The sequence below is a fragment of the Amycolatopsis bartoniae genome (assembly GCF_014191255.1).
Lineage (GTDB): Bacteria > Actinomycetota > Actinomycetes > Mycobacteriales > Pseudonocardiaceae > Amycolatopsis_E > Amycolatopsis_E bartoniae.
On the sequence record NZ_JACHWH010000013.1, the window covers coordinates 17441 to 36312 of the forward strand.

An 18872-nucleotide genomic window follows, 5' to 3' on the forward strand; every position below is an offset into this window, starting at 1 on the left:
GTGCTGTCAACGACGCGTGGTCAGCCCAACACGGCGGACACGTCGATCGCCTGACCGCCGAACTGCGGGTTGTACGCGCCGTCGCGGTACTCCCACGAGTAGTTCGAGGTGGCGAACACCCGCGGGTAGGAACCGCCGCGCTGCTTGGTGAAGTCGAACTTCTGCGGGAAGCCCTCGACGCTCACGTCGGAGGCGGACTGCATCGCCTTCAGCAGGCTGGCGGCGTCGTAGGCGTTCGCCTTCGCCGCGACCTGCTTGACCACCTGGACACCGGACCACGCGAGCAGGGACTGGTCGCTCTTCGTCCCGTTCGGGCTGTACTTCGCCATGTCGGCGAGGAAGGCCGGCGTGATCTTCTCGTCCGGGATCGGAACGCTGCCCGAGACATGGACCCCGTTGGCCGCCGCACCGAGGGACTTCGCGAGCGCGTCGGGGAAGGCGGCCACGGGGGTGTAGACCGGCATGTCCGGCCTGCTGCTCTGCCGCAGCGCGCCGACCACCTTGGCGACCGCCGCGGGCTGCTCCGCCACGAGCAGGCAGTCGGCGCCGGACGAGGCGGCCTGCGACACCGGCGCCGAGAAGTCGGTCGACGTGCCCACCTGCTTGATCACCTGCTGCACGGGCGCGCCCCCGGCGGCGGCACCCGCTGTCATCGCCTTCGTGGTCTCCTCGGTGGCGGCCGCGGTGTCACGCAGCAGCACCGTGGACTTGCAGCCGGACTTGCCCGCGATCATCCCGGCGCCGCCGTAGTCGAGCGGGTTGCCGCCGGAGATGGGGAAGGAGATCTTGCTGGTGAAGTCCGGCTGGGTCAACGGAGTGCCGCCGATGGCCGGAATGTTCGCCGCTTCGAGGAGCGGGACGTACGACGCGGCGTAGAGCGAGACCGGGTTGATGACAGCGGTGTAACCCTCCTGCGCCGCCTTGCGGCCGCAGGTGCCCGCCACGTTCGGGTCACCCTGATCGTTGCAGGTGTCGACCTGGATCTTGTGGCCGTTGACGCCACCGGTGGCGTTGATGGACTGCGCCGCGGCCTGCGCGCCGTCCGCGATCTCGGGGAAGGAGAAGGCGGTGGCCTGCAGCTGGCTGATGACGAGCAGCTTGATGGTCCCGTCCCCGGAACCACCACCCGAGCCACTGGAACCGGGTCCGTTGTTGCTGCACGCGACCGTCCCGAACAGCACGGCCGCACCCACGAGCGCGGCCGATCGGCGAAGCTTCATGTTCACTCCCTTGGGAACTGAAGAGATGGGGATCGCCCGCGCAGACGCGGGCCGGGAAAGATGGGCTATACGGTATCCCAGAAGCGAGCAGGAGCAAGAGTTTCCTGCCGCCGGTGCTCGGTCTTGAGGTCGGATAGGTGCCGTATTAGGATCCTATAGACCAGGACAGTGATGTCCCGGGTGGATGCACGACGCAGATCGGAGCACGCTGACGTGTCGAGCCCAATCGTGGCCGGGGAATGGGACTACGTGGTCGTCGGGGCCGGTTCGGCGGGCTGCGTGCTCGCCGAGCGGCTGTCGGAGTCGCCGGGGAACCGCGTGCTGGTGCTCGAGGCAGGCGGACGTGACCTGAACCCGATGGTGCATCTGCCCGTCGGCCTCTACCGGTTGCCGCGTTCGGTGGACTGGAACTACTTCGGCGAGCCCGACGAGTCGCTCGACGGGCGGGTCGACCGGTGGTTGGCCGGGAAGATCGTCGGCGGCGGCAGTTCCGTCAACGGCATGGTCTGGGTGCGCGGCGATCCGGCCGACTTCGACGAGTGGGCGCGGCTCGGTGCCACCGGCTGGGACTATTCGTCGGTGCTGCCGTACTTCCGGCGGTCGGAGACGTATGCCGGCGGCGGCGACGCCTACCGGGGCGACCGGGGGCCGCAGCACGTCGCGCAGGTCGCCGTCGAGCATCGGCTCAATGACGCGTTCCTGACCGCGGCGACGCAAGCGGGTTTGCCGTTCAACACCGACTACAACGGCGCCGCGCAGCACGGTGCCTCCCGGACGCAGCTGTCGCAGCGCCGCGGGCTGCGAGCGAGCACCGCGCGCGGCTATCTGGCGCAGGCGTGGCGGCGGTCCAACTGCACGGTGCGGACGCACGCCACCGTGACCCGCGTGCTGTTCGAGGGCACGCGCGCCGTCGGGGTCGAGGTGCTGCAAAAGGGACGCCGGGTCGAGGTGCGCGCGGCGCGTGAGGTGATCCTCAGCGCGGGGGCGATCGCGTCGCCGAAGCTGCTGATGCTGTCGGGCGTCGGCCCGGCCGCCCGGTTGCGGGCGCACGGGATCGACGTCGTGGCCGACGTGCCGGGTGTGGGGGAGAACCTCAGCGAGCACGCCTGCCTGCCGATCACGTTCGACGTCAACATCCCCAGTCTCGTACAGGAAGCCACGCCCTGGGGTTTCGTCCGGCACGGCGCGCGGTTCGTCGCCACCGGCCGTGGCGCGGCCACGGCTTCCGCGGCGCAGGCGCTCGTGTTCGGCACCTACGACGGGCGCCCGGGCCGCACCGATGTGGAGATCATGTTCGCCCCGTTCAGCATGGCCAAGCCCTCGGCGGGCGCGAAGGGACACGACATGCACGCGATGAAGCTCGCTGGCACCCCGATGGCCCGCGCGCTTGTGTGTCCCGTCCACCCGCACGGACGCGGCCGGATCTCCTTGCGCTCGGCGAGTTTCTCGGACCCGCCGGTGATCTCGCGTCCGCTCCTGGGTGACGCGCGGGACGCGAAGCAGCTGGTCGAAGCGGTGCGGTTCGCGCGGGAAATCGTCGACGCACCGGCATTCCGCAAGCATGTGAACGTGGAGGTGCTACCGGGGCCGGACGCGAAGTCCGATGAAGACATCCTCGCCGTGGCGCGGCGAACCGTGTACGGCGGGCAGCACGCGTCGGGCACGTGCCGGATGGGCAGCGACGACGAAGCGGTGGTCTCCCCCGAGTTGGCGGTGCGCGGGGTGAGTGGCCTGCGAGTCGCGGACGCTTCGGTGATGCCGAGCCTCACGAGCGGCAACACGAACGCGCCCGTGATCATGATCGGCGAGCGCGCGGCGGACTTCGCGTTGAATGCGAGCGTGGGGGCGTGAGCGAGGAACTGGTTCGCTACCAGCGAGAAGGGCAGACGGGGCTGCTGGTCCTCGACGCACCGCACCGCAACGCGCTGACGCCGGAGTTCGCCGACGCCGTGGTGCGGCAGCTGCGATGCGCCGAGGCGGATCCGGACTTGACGGCCGTGGTGCTGATTTCCGCCGGGCCCGCCTTCTGCAGTGGCGCGGACCTCGGGATGCTCAAGTCGGTGGGCGCGGACCCGCTGGCGGAGGACAACTTCGACGGGATCGGCCGGATCTACGGCATGTTCGAGCGCCTGCGTGACGCACGCCTGCCGACGATAGCGGCGATCAACGGAGGGGTCGCGGGCGCCGGGCTGAACCTGGCGCTGGCATGTGACCTGCGCATCGCCGCCGATGACGTGCGGCTGATCGGTTTCGGCCGGGCCGGGGTGCATCCGGGTGGCGGCCACCTCGCGATGGTGACCCGGAAGCTGGTGCCCGCCACCGATGCGGCGCTGGCGTTGTTCGGCCAGGAGATCCGGGCGGACCGCGCCGTGTCGAGCGGGTTCGCGTGGGACGTCGTGGCCGCGGAGGAGCTGCGGAAGCGGGCGCTGGAGATCGCCGGGGCGGCCGGTACCGATGGCGCGCTGGCGCGCATGCTGGTGCGGACGTACCGCGCCGTGGAGGAGACGCAGCCGAACCCGCGCGCCGCGGTGCTGATGGAGCGCGCGGCGCAGGTGTGGAGCATGCAACGCCGCGTGCGGTGACGATCGGGGCAGTCGAGGTACGGACGGAGGAAGGGCCGGCAACCGCGACGCGGTTGCCGGCCCTTCCTCCGTCACATCACGCCGCTGCCGGATCGTTGATCGTGTGGTACTCGAGGAACTCGTCGATGCCTTCGGCACCGAACTCCCGGCCAATGCCGCTGCCCTTGACCCCGCCGAAGGGCGCCGCCGGGTTGTTCACGTAGCCGTTGATGGTGAACGTGCCGGACTCCACCCGCGCCGCGACGTACTCGGCACGGGCGCGGTCCGGCGTGAACACCGCCCCGTGCAGCCCGTACTTCGAGTCGTTCGCGATGGCGATCGCGTCGTCGTCCGTGCCGTCGTAGGGGAGCACCGACAGGACCGGGCCGAAGATCTCCTCCTGTGCGATCCGCATGTCGTTGCGCACGTCCGCGAACACCGTCGGCTCGACGAAATAGCCCTTCGGCAGGTGCGCGGGACGGCCGCCGCCGTGCACGAGCCGCGCTCCCTCGGACTTCCCGATCCCGATGTAAGCCTCGACCCGGTTCCGCTGGGCGGCCGTCGCGAGCGGGCCGATCTGGGTGGCCTGGTCCAGCGGGTCGCCGACGACCATGTTCTTCGCCGCCTGCGCCATCGCCTCCACGACCTCGTCGTACCGCGACCGGTGCACCACGAGCCGCGTCAGCGCCGTGCACGCCTGGCCCGTGTTGTAGAACGATCCGGCCACCAGCGCGGGCACGAGCGTCTCGATGTCGACGTCGTCGAGTGCGATCGCGGCCGACTTCCCGCCCAGCTCCAGGCTGACCCGCTTCAGCTGCTCACCGCACACCGCGGCGATCTTGCGGCCCGAGTCGGTGCTGCCGGTGAAGCTGACCTTGTTGACGCCCGGGTGCGCCACGAGGTGCGCGCCCGCCTCCCGCCCGGCGGGAACCACGCTCAGCACGCCCTCGGGGAGATCCGCCTCGGCGGCGGCCTCCGCGAGCACGTAGCCGCTGAGCGGGGTGTTGTCCGCAGGCTTGGCGATGACGGAACACCCGGCCAGCAGCGCGGGCGCGACCTTGACCGCGGACAGGAAGAACGGCCCGTTCCACGGGGAGATCGCCGCGGCGACCCCGACCCCTTCCCGCCGCACCAGCGCCGGCCCGGCAGGCCCGGTCCGGCGCTCCTCGAACACGATCCGGTCCAGTGCGTCCACAAAGGACCGGATGAGGCCGATGGCACCCCGCTGGCTTCGGGCGGACAGCGCCATCGGCTGCCCCATTTCGAGCGTCACGCGACGGGCGATGTCGTCCGCGCGGGAGTCGAGAACTTCGGCGAGCCGCAGCACTTTCCTGCCGCGTTCGGCGGGGTAGAGGTCGCGCCAGGTGCGGCGATCCCAGGCCGCCCGCGCCGAGCTGACCGCCGCGTCGATGTCGGCCTCGGTCGCCTCCGGGATGACGGCGACCGCTTCCTCGGTGGCCGGCGAGATGATCTCGACCGTGCCGTCGCCCGCCGGCGCGACCCAGTGCCCGCCGATGAAGAACTCGTCGTACTCGTATTCGTACACGTCAGCGCTCGGGGTGCACTTCGTAGATCGAGCCGTCCGGCTCGTGGTACTCGCCCGTCGCGTAGCTCTTGCGCAGGCTGCCGATGTACATCTTGTCGCCGACGAACGTGAAGCTGGTCGAACCGCCCTGCAGGCCCTCCGCGAAGACCTCGGTGTTGCCGTCGAGGTCCGTCGCCAGGATCTTGGCGTCGTAGGGCAGCGCCTCGTCCTGGATCTTGGTGGTGTGCATGGCGTTGGTGGTGCCCTCGTCCGCGGAGAACAGGTAGCCGCCGTACCTGCCGAAGCTCTCCGGCGCGATCGCGGTGTTCGTGCCGTAGGTGACACCCTCGATGGGCGTCGGGTCGAACTCGCCGGCCCGCGTGAGGCGGAAGTACTCCAGCTGGAACCGCTTCGCCGCGCGCTCGGTGTAGCTGGTGCCGCGCGGGCCGGCCACGATGAGCTCGCCGGCGTGCTTGCCCCAGTGCGGGGGAGCGTAGAACACCAGCAGCGGCATGATGGTCTGTTCGAGCGTCGGCGGGCCGAGGGTGATGAACGGTTCCACGTCCCCGTCGGCCGAGATCCGGTACACGGTGCAGTTCATCATCGACTGCGCGAAGAAGTAGCCCTCGTGCTCGCTGCCCTTCTCGCCGAAGCAGCCGGGCATCATCGCGCCCGGGATGCCGTCACCGATGGTGCCGGTGTGGGGCAGCTTCGCGAAGACCTCGACCTGCGTGCTGCCCGGTGCCAGCCGGTAGAGGAAGTGCTGGTGGTGCGCACCCGCGCGGCCGGGCTTGCTCTGTCCGGCGATGAACACGTGCCCGCCCCACTTGCCGAAGTGGTCGGGGGCGAGCTTCGGGCGCAGGAACGAGCCCGCGCCACCCTCGCCGGGGGCGATGATGGTGCGCAGCGTGTCGTCGTGCCGCAGCTCGTAGAGCGCGCCGTGCCCGGCGTCCGGGTCCCAGCCCGGCTCCCGCTGCCCGCCGATGTCGCTGACGATCAGGCCGTCCTCGGTGGGCCAGCACAGCTGCGGGTCGTACAGCGGGCCGCCGGCCGGGATGACCTCGCGGGCGGTGTAGCCCTCGGGCACGGTCATCCGGAACTCGCACTGTGCTCGCAGCCACGAGTAGTCCTGGCCGTCGCGGGTGTCGGTGGTCAAACTACTTACCTCCCATTGTCAGTGGCACCGCAGGTGCAGGTGCGCGGGTGAAGTGAACGGCGACGGTCGAACTCCGCGAAGACGCCGGGCCTCGCCAAGGGGTTCGAGGCGTCGTTCCGTGTCTCCATGGATGGCCTTCCGACGGCTTCCGAGGAAGAACTGACAAGTAGGATACTATAAATGCGCAGCCAGAACCAGGAAACCGACCGGGGGTGCGGCAGGGGTCTTGCCGCGGCGCACTTGATGAGTTAAACAGGGTCCTATAAGTCCTCACTCAACGATGCGAGCCGTCCGCGGCTGGAGGCAGGAGGATCATGTCCGAGCTCCCGAAGATCATCTCCGTTGACGACCACGTGGTGGAGCCGCCGACGCTGTGGCAGGAACGGCTGCCCGCGAAACACCGCGCCGAGGGTCCCCACGTCGAGCGCCGCAAAGGGCAGGTCGCGGTCGAGAACGGCAAGACGGTGTTCCGGGAAGGAGCCGACGGTCCGCACAGCGGCTGGTCCGATGTCTGGGTGTACCAGGACATGGCGTGGCCGCTGCACGCCGGCTACGCCCAATACGGCGTCGCCAAGGAGTCGCGCGAACCGGTGGTCTACGACGAGATCCACCCCGGCTGCTGGAACCAGGACGCGCGGCTGGCCGCGATGGACTCGAACCACAACGAAGCCTCGCTGTGCTTCCCGACCGTGCCGCGTTTCTGCGGGCAGACGTTCCTCGAACGTGAGGACAAGGAGCTCGCGCTGCTGTGCGTGCGGGCCTACAACGACTGGACGATCGACGAGTGGTGCGGCGGCGCGGGCAAGGGCCGGCTCATCCCGGTCACGCTGATCCCGTTGTGGGACGTCCAGCTCGCGGCCGAGGAGGTCCGCCGCTGCGCGGACAAGGGCGCGCACGCGATCGCGTTCTCCGAGGCGCCGCACGCGCTCGGGCTGCCCAGTGTCCACTCGGACTACTGGGAGCCGTTGTGGCAGGCGTGCAACGAGACCGAGACGACGGTCAACATGCACATCGGCTCGTCCTCGCGGATGCCCTCGACCTCGGCGGACGCGCCGCAGATGGTCGGCGTCACGCTCAACACCCAGAACTCGATCCACGCCGTGACGGACTGGATCTGGTCGGGGGTGTTCGTGCGGCACCCGAAGCTGAAGATCGCGCTGAGCGAGGGCCAGGTCGGGTGGATGCCGTTCTACTACGAGCGGATGGACAGCATCTGGAAGCGCGCGCACCTCTACGACGCCACGCTCAAGGAGCGCATGCCGGAGCCCCCGAGCAGCTACGGCCGCGGACACGTGTACGGCTGCATCTTCGATGATGTGACCGGCCTGCGGCAGCGTGAGTACATCGGGATGAACCAGATCATGCTCGAGATCGATTTCCCGCACTCCGACAGCACTTACCCGCACACGCGGAAGGTGGTCGAGGACCTCTGCCACGAGGCGGGCCTGACCGACGACGAGGCCCGGCTGCTCGTCCGCGGCAGCGCGATCGAGTGCTTCGGCTTGGAGCGGTTCGGGATCGCCTCCTGACGGACCGATCCCCGCCGCGTCAATGTTCTGCATGCCCGGCTTGGCCGCGGAGGACGTGCTGACCGGCATCAACAGCCGTCCGAGTCCAGGCACTCGGACCAGCACACCTTGCCAGGGAGTCGATGATGACCACTAACACGCTCACAGCGCAGCTACCCGGACTGCGGGACAGAGACACCTTCTTCGCCGGGGGCCGGTGGGTGGAAGCCCACGGCGACACGATCTTCCCGGTCGTGAACCCGGCGACGGAGGAAGAGGTCGCGCGGGTGCGCGAGGTGTCGGGGGCGGACGTCGACTTCGCCGTCGGCACGGCCCGCAGCGCCTTCGACGAGGGCCCGTGGCCCACGTGGAGCGGCGAGCGCCGGGCCGAGGCGATCGACGCGCTGGCCGACGGCCTCGAGCGGAGGCTGCCGGAGATCTCCGCGCTGGCGACGATCGAGGTCGGGGTGCCGTCCGCGTTCGGCAACGGCCAGGGCCGGGCAGTCGCGTTGCTGCGGTACTACGCCGGGCAGGCGCGCTCGTTCCCGTTCCGCACCGACCGGGTGCGGCCGGACGGCGGGACGACCCGGGTGCTGCGTGAGCCCGCTGGTGTGGTGGCGGCGATCGCGCCCTGGAACGGGCCGTTGTCCGTCGCCGCGCTGAAGCTCGGCCCGGCGCTCGCCAGCGGGTGCACGGCCGCGCTGAAGCTCGGCCCGGCGCTCGCCAGCGGGTGCACGGCCGTGCTGAAGCCGGCTCCCGAGACCCCGTTGACCACGTACGTGCTGGCCGAGGTCGTCCAGGAGCTCGTCGAGGCGGGGACCCTGCCCGAGGGTGTGGTGAGCGTGCTCGCCGCCGGTCGTGAGATCGGTGCGACCCTGGTGGCGCACCCCGGCGTCGACAAGATCACCTTCACCGGGAGCACGGCGGCCGGGAAGCGTGTCATGGCCATCGGCGCGGAGCGCATCGCCCGGGTGACCCTGGAGCTCGGCGGTAAGTCCGCGGCCATCATCGCGGACGACGCTCCGCTGGCGGATGTGCTGCCCAGCCTGGTTCCCGGTGGTTGCGGAAACACCGGCCAGATGTGTTTCGCCCTGACCCGGGTCCTGGTTTCCGAGGCCCGGCACGACGAGTTCGTCGACGCGATGGGCGCCGCGCTGTCCGCGCTGAAGGTCGGCGACCCCACCGACCCGGCGACCACCATCGGCCCGCTCGCGTTGGAGCGGCAGCGGGACCGGGTCGAAAGCTACCTCGCGCTCGCGCGCGAGGAGGGCGCCACGGTCGCGGTCGGCGGCGGGCGGCCGGCGGGCCTGCCCAAGGGGTTCTACTTCGAGCCGACGCTCCTCACGAACGTCCGCAGCGACATGCGGATCGCGCAGGAGGAGATCTTCGGCCCGGTGATCAGCGTGCTGACCTACCGGGATCTCGACGACGCCGTCGCGATCGCCAACGACTCCATCTACGGCCTCTCGGGCTCGGTGTACACCGCCGATGTCGAGCGTGGGTACGAGATCGCGAGGCGGGTCCGGACCGGCACGATTTCGGTCAACGGAGCCGTATTCGACACCACGGTGCCGTTCGGCGGGTACAAGCAGTCGGGCACCGGCCGCGAGGGCGGCCCCGAGGGCATGGAGCCGTTCCTGGAGTATAAATCGGTGCACATGCCGGCTTGACGGGTGAAGGGCCCCGGGGTCTCGGCCCCGGGGCCCTTTCGTCAGCGTCCGGCCAGCGCCAGTGCGCCCTCGAAAGCGTCCACGCCGAACGGCATGATCGAGACCACCGGCAGCGTGACCCCGGCTTCGCGGTACTGCCGCAGCCCTTCGCGGCACTGCTCGGGTGTTCCGTGTACGACCAGCCCGTCGACCAGCTCGTCGGGCACCGCCGCGGCGGCCTCGTCGCGACGGCCGTCGTGCCACGCCCGCCAGACCGGTTCGAGCTGGTCCGCATGACCGAGCCAGCGCTGGAACTCCGCATAGCCCGGCACGCTGAGGTAGCGCGCTATCAACGGTTTCACGGACGTGCGAACCAGTTCGGCGTCCGGGTTGGGACACACCATGATCCGGTCCACGACCGTCCCGGAGCCACCGGCGTCACGGTAGGTCTGGACCACCTGCCGGACATCGGCGGGGGACACCCAGTTGGTCATCACCCCGTCCGCGTGCCGGGCCGCGAGGCGGATCATGCCCTCGCGCAGTGCGGCCAGCACGACCGGCGGCGCCGCGGCGGGCTTGCGACCCAGCCTGATGCCCCGCACTTGCAGGGTTTCGCCGTCCAGGTCGGTGCGCTCGCCGGCCAGCGCGGACCGCAGCACCCGCAGGACGTCACGCGCCCGCTGGTACGGCTTCACGTACGGCACCGAGTTCCAGCGCTCCACGAACACCGCGGACGAGACACCGACGCCGATGGTGGCGCGGCCGGGCGCCGCCTCCGCCAGTGCGGCGGCGGTCTGCGCGAGCAGCCCCGGGCCGCGCGTGAACACCGACGCCACACCCGTGCCGACGTTGAGCCGGGGCTCCCAGGCGGCGGCGAGGACGAGGGGGGTGAACGCGTCGGTGCCGGCGCTCTCGATGCTCCACACGTCGGTGTAGCCGGCGTCGGCCAGAGCGCGGTAGAGGCCGCGGTGGGCTTCGAGCGGGGCGTCGAACGGCACCGTCACGCCGAGACGCTGAGCGGGCGAGGAAAGTTCGGACTCCATTGACACGCGGGTATAGTATCCTAATTAGGGCTCCGAGGTCGAGGCACGGTGAGGCGGGGAATGAATCCCTACGTCGAGACAGACGAACAGAAGCTCCTTCGCAGCACGGTTCACGAGGCGTTGGCCGACGCGAATCCGATAGCCGAGGCACGCGCGCACGCGGACGACGCGGACGGGTTCGACCGCGCCTGCTGGCGCGCGCTCGCCGCCGACATGGAGCTGGCGGGCCTGCTCGTGCCCGCGGCGCACGGCGGGGTGGACGCGAGCATGCGCGAGGTCGGCATCGTGCTCGAGGAGATGGGCCGGTTCGTCTACCCCGGCCCGTTCCTCGCCGCCGCGGTGCTCGCCCCGCTGGTGCTGCGCGCGGCCGACCAGGACGTCGCGAAGCACCTCGAAGCCGTTGCCGCGGGGGAGATCTACACCGTCACGGGACTCCACCGCGGTGCCGAACCACGGTTGTGGCCGGACACCGTCACGGCGGAGCAGACCGCGGACGGCTGGGTCCTCGACGGGCGGGCCACCGGCGTACTGCACGGCGAAGCCGCGAGTGTGCTGCTGGTGGTCGCCCGCGCGGAGGCGGGGCTGGGAGTCTGGGCCGTGAACGCCGAGACCACCGGGCACCGCGCCCGGCGGCTGGGCACGCTCGACCTCACGCGCCGGCAGTCGGAGCACGCCTTCGAGCGCGCGACCGCGGAACTGGTCCTCAGCCCTGGTACCGGTACCGGAGCGCTGTCCGAGGCGGCCGTGCTCGCGGCGGTCGCCCTGAGCGCCGAGCAGGTGGGATCGAGCAAGCAGCTGCTGGAGAACACGTTGGAGCACCTGCGTTCCCGGTACCAGTTCGGCCGGCCCATCGGCTCATTCCAAGCGCTGAAACACCGGTGTGCCGACATGGCTGTCGCACTGGAGGGCGCGATCGCCGTCTCCGCCGAAGCCATCGACGCGGCGGTGTCCACTATGGACGGCGAGTCCGACGTGGAGCTGGTCCGCGCGGCCGCGGTCGCCGGAGCGCATTGCTCTCAGGCGTTCCTCGGCATCGCGTCGTCCGCGTTGCAGCTGCACGGCGGCACCGGGATGGCGTGGGAGCACGACTCGCACCTGTACTTCCGGCGCGCCACGGCTTCCGAGGCGCTGTTCGGGACCCCGCAGGACCATCGCCGGTCCCTGCTCGCCGCCGTGACGGCCGCCCGGTGACGAGCGGGCCGCTGAGCGCCGTGCGGGTGCTCGAGTTCGCGGGCAAGGGCCCGGTGCCGTTCGCGGCGATGGTGCTGGCGGGTCTCGGCGCGGACGTGCTGCGGATCGACCGGCTGCCCCGGCCCCGCCGGCACGCCGACTACCGCCCCGAGACCGACCTGCTGCAGCTCGGGCGCCCGTCGGTGGCGCTGGACCTGCGCTCCGCCGACGGGCTCGCACTCGCGAAAGACCTGCTGCGGCGGGCGGACGTCCTGGTGGAGGGTTACCGGCCCGGGGTGATGGAACGCCTCGGGCTCGGGCCCGCCGAGGTCGCCGGCCTGAATCCCGGGCTCGTGTACGGGCGCGCCACCGGCTGGGGCCAGAGCGGCCCGCTGGCGGCCGCCGCCGGGCACGACATCAACTACCTCGCGCTGTCCGGCGTGCTGCACCTGCTCGGCCGCGCGGGGGAGCCGCCGACGCCCCCGGCGAACCTGCTGGCCGACTTCGGTGGCGGGGGGATGCTGCTCGCGATGGGCGTGCTCGCGGGGCTGGCCGGCCGCTCGGCGTCCGGCCGCGGCACGGTGGTCGACGCGGCCATGCTCGACGGCGCGACGCAGCTGGCGACGCTGCTGTTCGGGCTGCGCGCGGGCGGGATGTGGTCGGACGAGCGCGGCACCAACCTGCTCGACACGGGCGCGCCGTACTACGACGTCTACCGCACCGCGGACGACGGGTGGATCGCTGTGGGCGCCGTCGAGCCGGTGTTCTTCGAGCGCCTCGTCACGACACTGGGGCTGCGGGACGACCCGGCCTGCGCGTCGCCCGCCGACCGCGCGACGTGGCCCGCGATGCGTGCGCGGTTCACCGAGGTCTTCGGGATGCGGACGCGCGACGAGTGGGTGAAAGTCTTCGCGGGTGTGGACGCCTGCGTGACCCCGGTGCTGACCCCGGAGGAAGCGGCGGCGCATCCGCACAACCAGGCGCGGGGACTGTACCGGGAGAACGCCGGAGTCCTGCATCCCGCCGTGGCCCCCCGGTTCGCGCACCTGGGCGAGGACACCGCCGAAGCCGAAGTGTCCGCGGTGTCCGCAGTGGACATTCTGGCGGCCTTGCGTGCCTGGGGTGTGCCGGATTCCAGGCTTGACGAGCTTCAGGCGTCGGGCTCCGTGGAACCCGGCGCCTGAAGCCTTCTCGTCAGTCGTGCGGCCGGTACGGCGGCAGCTGCACCGGGCCGCTCTTGCGCGACGGCAGCAGGATCGTCGCCGAGCCACGGATGTTCTCCTGCCCGCGCTGGTTCGTGCCGGTCAGCGACAGCTCCACCAGCGGGCCGAGGACGTCGTCGACGCGGTGCTCGGTGATCGCCGCCGTGATCCACGTCGTGTCCCCGACGTAGTTGAACCTCCGGAACTCGCCGCGCACCCGGTACACCCAGCCGTCGTCGCCCGCGAAGTTCGTGCAGTAGTGCACCAGCCACATCCAGCGGACGGGGCCGATGTCGTATGACGCCGGCACCCCGATGCTGCGCGCCGTGTCGTCCTCCCAGTGGATCCGCATGATCGCGTCCCACGAGCCGAAGTCGTTGCGGCTGTAGAAACCACGCAGCCGCTTGCGGTTCTCCCGCGCCATGCGCAGCGGCGGGCAGCCGTAGCCGTACCAGCCCGCACCCATGAAGAAGTTGATGAGATCGGTGACCGTGAACGGGCCCTTCACCATCTTCGGCAACGCCTCGTCCGGGCGCACGTCCTCGTGGAACAGCGTGTCGCTGCCACGGATGAACTCGTTGTCGTACGCGGCGTCGATCTCCTCGATCTGCTCGTCGGTGTAGTGCGCCCGCTCGTCCTTGGCGTACTTGTGCTCCTTCGTCACCGGCTTGCGCTCGGCGTGCACGTACCACGGCCGCCGCACCGCGTACGTGTCCCCGGCCTCGTCCCACCAACGGTGCTCGTTGGTGACGATGACCGAGCGGCCCGCGAACTCCGAGACCTTGTCCTCTACCCGCGCCACCGTGCCCGACTTCGACAACGTGACCCCGGGCGTCACCGGCTTGTAGAACCAGCCCTCGTGCCCGGCGTTGAACAGGTGCACGCCCCGCAGTGCGCGCCGCGTCTCCGCCAGCTCCTCCGGCACCTCGGGGGAGCGGTCGACACCCATCGTCCATTCGAAACCCGGGGGTGCCACCAGCCCGCCCCAGCGGGACTTGGCGGCGTGGGCCGGATCGGAGTAGAGCGGGTTGATGTCGCCGTAGCCGTGGGCGAACTGCCGGATGCTGTCAGCGGTGGCCTCGCTGTTCCACGGCCACGTCACGTATCCGGTGCGCAGCGTCGGGTTCGGGTACCCGATACGCCGGCGCATCATCTCCACGGACTCGTCGGTGATCTTCCCGTGGATGAGGCTGTCTGTCACTGGCACTCCGTTCTACAGTCCGGTGAGGTCGAGCGCCGTCACCGAATGGCTGCCCTTCGCGACGCTCACGTCGGGCACGAGCAGTGCGGGTTCGCCGTCGAGGAACGGCGGGTAGCACACGTTCACGTCCGCCGGGTTCGCGACCGTTTCCGCGCCCTCGAACGTCAGGATCTCATGCCCGGTGGCGGAGATGACGTGGATCTGGCCCAGCGTCGGGCTCGTCGCGATGACCGTGCCGCGCCGGGTGACGCCGATCCCGTCGAGCACCCGGAGCTCGCCGCCGAGCTGGTTGTGCAGCGGCGCCGGAAGCCGGCCCGCGGCGAAGTCCTCGTCCAGGATGCGGAAGACGGCACCGCCTTCGGGATCCTTGGCGTAGCAGCTGACGACGTGGATCGTACCGTCTGCTTTGGACGAAGCGACGCCGTTGATCCAGTTCTCCGGCAGCTCGACCCGCTGTACGGCGTCGGCCGCGCCCGGCCTGCCGTTCGCGAGGTCGTCGAGACTGCTGTTCGGGATCCTGTACACCGCCGGCGGTGTCGGGAACGGCAGCGCGCCCTTCGGGTTCCCGTTGGGAATGTCCGAAACGTAGAGGTTCCCGTCCGGGTCGAATGCGAGCCCGTTGGGCTGGTTGACCGGATTGAACTTCTCCGCCAGCGCCGACCCCGCCCACAGCGGAATCGGGGGCAGCTTCTCGCCGGTCGACGGGTCGTAGGTCAGCGCCTGCTGGCGCACCTGCGCCGGGTCGGTGACGAGCGTGGCGCCGTCCGCCGTGACCGGCTCCCCGCCCGAAGCGGCGAACACCGTGCCGGCTGGGAAGATCTCCGTGGCCACCGGCAGCACGTCGAGGCCCAGGTTCGCGGTGCACCCGGTGACCAGGTGCAGCTCGTCGAGGTGCAGACCCTTCTCGTCCAGACGCAGCCTGCTGGCGAACGCCTCGCCCTGGCGGTAGACCCCGCCGCGGCCGTCCCGGTACGCCGGCAGGCCGAACGTGATGGCGGCGTTGGAGACGACGACCGTTTCGCCGTCCGGGAGCAGGTCCGCGCTCTCCGGGTTGGTCAGTCCGGCGACCCTGCCGAGGACCGCGACTTCACGGTGCTGCATGACTTTCCTTTCAGCCGGTTACCCGCCGACCATACCCCCGCGGCCATGTACAGGATACTATTAGTGGACGAGGTATTCGCCGGATCGTGTCCGAGGAAGGGGCGTCACCAGTGCCAGCTGACGAAATCCGCCGCAATTCAGGGTGTCCCGTGAACCTGCCCGCGGAGCTCGTCCGCGACTACGACCACGTGTCGGGGCCGGAGATCATGGACTTCCCGCCCGCCGCCGCCGACAGGATGCGCGACGCCGGGCCCGCCTTCTGGAGCACGGCGCACGGTGGTTTCTGGGTCGTCACCCGGTTCGAGGACGCACGTGCCGCCTTCCAGGACCCCGAGCTCTTTCCGCAGTGGGGCCGGGGGATGCCGGAGAACCCGTTCAGCCGCACGTACATCCCGCTGAACCTGAACCCGCCGGAGCACCACGCGTACCGCAAGGCGCTGGTCCCGCTGCTGTCGCCGCGCCGGGTGCGCGCGCTCGAAGAAGTCGTACGCGAGACCGCGCGCCGCCAGCTCGCGAAGATCGGCCCGAAGGGTGAATGCGAGTTCGTCGAGGATTTCGCCATGACGTTGCCCGCGGCCATGTTCTGCGGCCTGCTCGGGCTCCCGCTCGACGAGTTTTCGGTCTTCGCCGACATGGCCTTCGACCTGATCTACGCGCCCGCGAAGGTCGGGCGCGAGGAGGGCATGGAGGCGGCGAAGGCGCACCGCGCCCGCGCCAACAAGAAGATCGAAGACTTCATGCGCGACCTGCTGGCCCGCCGCAAGGAGGAGCCCGGCGACGACATGATCAGCTTCCTGCTCGGGCAGCAGGTCCACGACCGGCCACTGACCGACGAGGAGGTGTTCAACATCTCGACGCTGATGTTCTTCGCGGGCACCGACTCCACGGGCTCGGCTATCGCCTACTCGTTCGCGTTCCTCGCTCAGCACCCGGAGCACCGGCAGCAGCTCCTCGACGACCCGTCGATCGCGCCGCGGGCGGCCGACGAACTGTTGCGCTACCACGGTTTCCACCACATCACCCGCCAGGTCTCCCGCGACACCGAGTTCGCCGGCGTGCCCATGCGCAAGGGTGACGTGGTGCTCCTGCCCACCGGCGGCGCGAACCGCGACCCGGAGCAGTTCGAGGACCCGAACACGGTCGACTTCTCGCGCAAGGCTTCGCACCATCTGACGTTCGGTGCGGGCCCGCACCGGTGTGTCGGCGCGCCGCTCGCGACGCTGGAGCTGAAGGTCGCGCTGGAGGAGGTGCACAAGGTGATCACCGACTACCGCATCGGTGACGCGGGGATCGAGTACGTCAGCGGGCAGAGCAAGACGATCCCGCAGCGGCTGCCGATGGTCTACACCCCGGTGAGCAGCTCCGTGGACGCGGCTCGGTGACCCAGCTGCTCGCGGGCGTCCGCGTCGTCGAGGTCGCGGTGCTGCTCAACGGTTCCACCGCCTCCATGCACCTCGCCGACCTCGGCGCGGACGTGATCAAGGTGGAGAGCCCGGCGCCCGGGGACTACCTGCGGTTCGGGCACACCGGACATCTGCACGCGCAGGTGAACAAGGGCAAGCGCAGCGTAGTGCTCGACCTCAAGAGCGAGGCGGGCCGCGAGGCGCTCGGCCGGCTGGTGAGCACGGCGGACGTCTTCGTCACCAATGTGCTCGGCCCGTCGCTGGCGAGCCTCGGCATCACCTACGAACAGCTGCGCGCCCACCGCGAAGACCTGGTGTACTGCCAGGTCACGGGGTTCGGCGGCACCGGCCCGTACGCGCCGGTCCCCGCGCACGGGCAGATGATGGACGCGGTCGCGGGGACGATACCCACCGAGACCGGCCCCGACGGGCTGGCCCGGATGGCGCGTCCGCCGGCCGTGCGCAGCGGGAGCCTGTCGGTGGCCGGCGAGGCCACCTCGATGTCGGCGGTGTTCGCGGCGTTCCACATCTGCGCCGCGCTGGCGCATCGCGCGCGGACGGGGCGCGGGTGCGTCATCGACGTGTCCGCCGCGGACGCGGCGTTCGCGAGCGCGTGGACCTCCGTCGTGTCGCGGCTGAACCTGCCCGAGGAACGGCAGTGGTGGCTGCGTCCGGATGCCGGCGAGCACGGCGCGCGGTACCAGGTGTACCTGGCGGCCGACGGGCGTTATCTCATGTTCTGCCCGGAGGAGCGCAAGTTCTGGGAGCGGTTCTGCCTGTTGGCCGACCGCCCGGACCTGCTGGAGCGCACCAGCGGGTACGAGCTGCGCGCGGAGATCCAGCGGATCATCGGCGCGCGCGGCAGCGCGGAGTGGATGAAGCTCGCCATCGAGCACCGGCTGCCGCTGGCCCCGGTGAACGACGGGGTGGCGGAGGTCGCCGCCGACCCGCAGGTCCGCTCCCGCGGCGTTCTGCAGACGTTTCCCGGCCCGGACGGCCGCGACTACACCGGGGTGCGCCAGCCCGCGCTGATCGACGGGCAGGCGTGCGAGCCGCCTTCGCCCGCACCGGCGCTGGGCGAGCACACCCGGGAAGTGCTCGCGGAGCTCGGCTACGACGAGGCCCGGCAAAGCGTTTTCGCGATGCGCGCCGAGCCGGCCGACGGGTACATCATCGCCGACGCCCAGGGCGCCGACGAGGGTTCGGGATCCTGATCTGCGAGCGGAGGTTTGCCCGATGGAACAAAGGAGTCCGGTTCCCGGCGGCGATGAGCCGGCGAACCGGCGGCCGGCGCGGAACGTGAATTACAATCGCCGGATGCCAAGCCGAAACGCCGCGACCGTGACCACCCGAGAATCGGGTCCCGACGACTCCAAGAAGCTCGCCGAACGCGTCGCGGCGGCGATCGAGCACAAGATCGCCGACATGGGCTGGCCGGTGGGCCAGTGGATCGGCTCCGAACCGGAGCTGCTGGCCGAGTTCGGAGTCAGCCGGGTCGTCTTCCGCCAGGCCGTGAGCCTGCTGGAGCACCACTCGATCGCGGAGATGCGGCGCGGCCCGCTCGGCGGTCTCACGGTGACGGCGCCCGACGGAGTGTCGGTCGTGCGTAGCGCGGCGCTCAACCTTCGCTACAACGACGCGACGCCGCAGGACGTGTTCGAGGCGCGTGTCGCGCTCGAACTGAAGTGCGTCGAGCTGGCGGCCGAGCGCATCGACGAGGACGGCATCGCGAAGCTGCGGGCGTCGCTGGCGAGCGAGGCCGAACACCAGCGCAGCGACAAGCCCTTGGGCAGCCATGACATCCACCGCACCATCGCGGAGCTGACCGGCAACCCGGCCATGCGGCTGTTCATCGACGTCCTCACCCAGCTGTCGGTGTCCGACCGGCCGGAGAACCTGAACCAGCAGCAGCAGCGAGGCCGTACCGTGGTGCACGCGCACGAGCGCATCGTGGACGCGATCATTTCCGGAGACGTCGCGGTGGCCCGGCACCGGATGCTCGCCCACCTGAGGGCCATCGCGAAGTTCATCGACGCCGGCGAAAAAGCCCATGCGAAGAAGAAGGCCGCGGTGGCCGGACCGAAACGGGCGCCGCGCGCGAAGGCGAAGTAGCCGCAGAGATCCGAGCACCGC

Annotated in this window: 15 protein-coding genes; 9 read left to right on the forward strand and 6 right to left on the reverse strand. The window is 70.5% G+C overall.

Features of this window, described 5'->3' with window-relative positions:
* Positions 1-20: 20 nt before the first annotated feature.
* Positions 21-1220 (reverse strand): ABC transporter substrate-binding protein, encoded by a 1200-nt coding sequence (locus FHX82_RS33410; RefSeq protein WP_145936320.1) that lies wholly within the window; start codon positions 1218-1220, stop codon positions 21-23.
* 213 nt (positions 1221-1433) lie between these two features.
* Here FHX82_RS33410 and FHX82_RS33415 point away from each other — a divergent pair, with 213 nt between their 5' ends.
* Both FHX82_RS33415 and FHX82_RS33420 read left to right on the forward strand, forming a co-directional pair.
* Entirely contained in the window at positions 1434-3071 is a 1638-nt protein-coding gene (locus FHX82_RS33415) for a GMC family oxidoreductase (protein WP_221216893.1), read from the forward strand.
* Positions 3068-3802 carry an enoyl-CoA hydratase/isomerase family protein gene (locus FHX82_RS33420; RefSeq protein WP_145936318.1) on the forward strand — a complete coding sequence of 245 codons (735 nt, stop codon included), beginning with the start codon at positions 3068-3070 and terminating at the stop codon, positions 3800-3802. Before FHX82_RS33415 ends, FHX82_RS33420 begins: the two co-directional genes overlap by 4 nt.
* A gap of 76 nt (positions 3803-3878) precedes the next feature.
* Here FHX82_RS33420 and FHX82_RS33425 read toward each other — a convergent pair whose 3' ends face one another.
* On the reverse strand, positions 3879-5327 hold the full coding sequence (locus FHX82_RS33425; protein ID WP_145936434.1) for an aldehyde dehydrogenase: 1449 nt from the start codon (positions 5325-5327) through the stop codon (positions 3879-3881).
* A gap of 1 nt (position 5328) precedes the next feature.
* Entirely contained in the window at positions 5329-6462 is a 1134-nt protein-coding gene (locus FHX82_RS33430) for a hypothetical protein (protein ID WP_145936433.1), read from the reverse strand.
* A gap of 314 nt (positions 6463-6776) precedes the next feature.
* On the opposite strand from FHX82_RS33430, the gene FHX82_RS33435 reads away from it, so the two are divergent.
* Together FHX82_RS33435 and FHX82_RS33440 are read left to right on the forward strand one after the other, a co-directional pair.
* Positions 6777-7991, forward strand: coding sequence for an amidohydrolase family protein (locus FHX82_RS33435; protein ID WP_145936432.1), 1215 nt, complete (start codon positions 6777-6779; stop codon positions 7989-7991).
* Between the two features lie 125 nt (positions 7992-8116).
* A complete protein-coding gene (locus FHX82_RS33440) occupies positions 8117-9640 on the forward strand; it encodes an aldehyde dehydrogenase (protein WP_145936431.1) in 1524 nt (507 codons plus the stop codon).
* A 41-nt stretch (positions 9641-9681) separates the two neighbouring features.
* Here the strand turns inward: FHX82_RS33440 and FHX82_RS33445 are convergent, their stop codons facing one another.
* Entirely contained in the window at positions 9682-10662 is a 981-nt protein-coding gene (locus FHX82_RS33445; protein WP_145936430.1) for an LLM class F420-dependent oxidoreductase, read from the reverse strand.
* A gap of 60 nt (positions 10663-10722) precedes the next feature.
* Here FHX82_RS33445 and FHX82_RS33450 point away from each other — a divergent pair, with 60 nt between their 5' ends.
* A complete protein-coding gene (locus tag FHX82_RS33450) occupies positions 10723-11853 on the forward strand; it encodes an acyl-CoA dehydrogenase family protein (protein ID WP_145936429.1) in 1131 nt (376 codons plus the stop codon).
* Positions 11850-13016 carry a CaiB/BaiF CoA transferase family protein gene (locus FHX82_RS33455; RefSeq protein ID WP_145936428.1) on the forward strand — a complete coding sequence of 389 codons (1167 nt, stop codon included), beginning with the start codon at positions 11850-11852 and terminating at the stop codon, positions 13014-13016. Before FHX82_RS33450 ends, FHX82_RS33455 begins: the two co-directional genes overlap by 4 nt.
* A 10-nt stretch (positions 13017-13026) precedes the next feature.
* On the opposite strand, the gene FHX82_RS33460 is transcribed toward FHX82_RS33455, so the two are convergent.
* On the reverse strand, positions 13027-14235 hold the full coding sequence (locus FHX82_RS33460) for an FAS1-like dehydratase domain-containing protein (protein ID WP_221216894.1): 1209 nt from the start codon (positions 14233-14235) through the stop codon (positions 13027-13029).
* A 12-nt stretch (positions 14236-14247) separates the two neighbouring features.
* Positions 14248-15336, reverse strand: a complete 1089-nt coding sequence (locus FHX82_RS33465) for an SMP-30/gluconolactonase/LRE family protein (protein WP_145936427.1) — start codon at positions 15334-15336, stop codon at positions 14248-14250.
* Positions 15337-15485: 149 nt separating this feature from the next.
* Between FHX82_RS33465 and FHX82_RS33470 the strand changes: the two genes are divergently transcribed.
* The 3 genes from FHX82_RS33470 (at position 15486) to FHX82_RS33480 (ending at position 18851) form a co-directional block, all read left to right on the forward strand.
* Complete coding sequence (locus FHX82_RS33470) at positions 15486-16718, forward strand: cytochrome P450 (RefSeq protein ID WP_145936426.1); 1233 nt, start codon at positions 15486-15488, stop codon at positions 16716-16718.
* On the forward strand, positions 16715-17953 hold the full coding sequence (locus FHX82_RS33475) for a CaiB/BaiF CoA transferase family protein (RefSeq protein ID WP_145936425.1): 1239 nt from the start codon (positions 16715-16717) through the stop codon (positions 17951-17953). Before FHX82_RS33470 ends, FHX82_RS33475 begins: the two co-directional genes overlap by 4 nt.
* Positions 17954-18056: 103 nt before the next feature.
* Entirely contained in the window at positions 18057-18851 is a 795-nt protein-coding gene (locus FHX82_RS33480) for a FadR/GntR family transcriptional regulator (protein ID WP_183176991.1), read from the forward strand.
* The last annotated feature ends 21 nt before the right edge of the window (positions 18852-18872 follow it).

What these genes read in the sequence shown, in the direction of transcription:
- FHX82_RS33410 (WP_145936320.1), bottom strand. Translation starts at nt 1,220, where the DNA reads ATGAAGCTTCGCCGATCGGCCGCGCTCGTGGGTGCGGCCGTGCTGTTC.
- FHX82_RS33435 (WP_145936432.1), top strand. Translation starts at nt 6,777, where the DNA reads ATGTCCGAGCTCCCGAAGATCATCTCCGTTGACGACCACGTGGTGGAG.
- FHX82_RS33440 (WP_145936431.1), top strand. Translation starts at nt 8,117, where the DNA reads ATGACCACTAACACGCTCACAGCGCAGCTACCCGGACTGCGGGACAGA.
- FHX82_RS33445 (WP_145936430.1), bottom strand. Translation starts at nt 10,662, where the DNA reads ATGGAGTCCGAACTTTCCTCGCCCGCTCAGCGTCTCGGCGTGACGGTG.
- FHX82_RS33450 (WP_145936429.1), top strand. Translation starts at nt 10,723, where the DNA reads ATGAATCCCTACGTCGAGACAGACGAACAGAAGCTCCTTCGCAGCACG.
- FHX82_RS33465 (WP_145936427.1), bottom strand. Translation starts at nt 15,336, where the DNA reads ATGCAGCACCGTGAAGTCGCGGTCCTCGGCAGGGTCGCCGGACTGACC.
- FHX82_RS33480 (WP_183176991.1), top strand. Translation starts at nt 18,057, where the DNA reads ATGCCAAGCCGAAACGCCGCGACCGTGACCACCCGAGAATCGGGTCCC.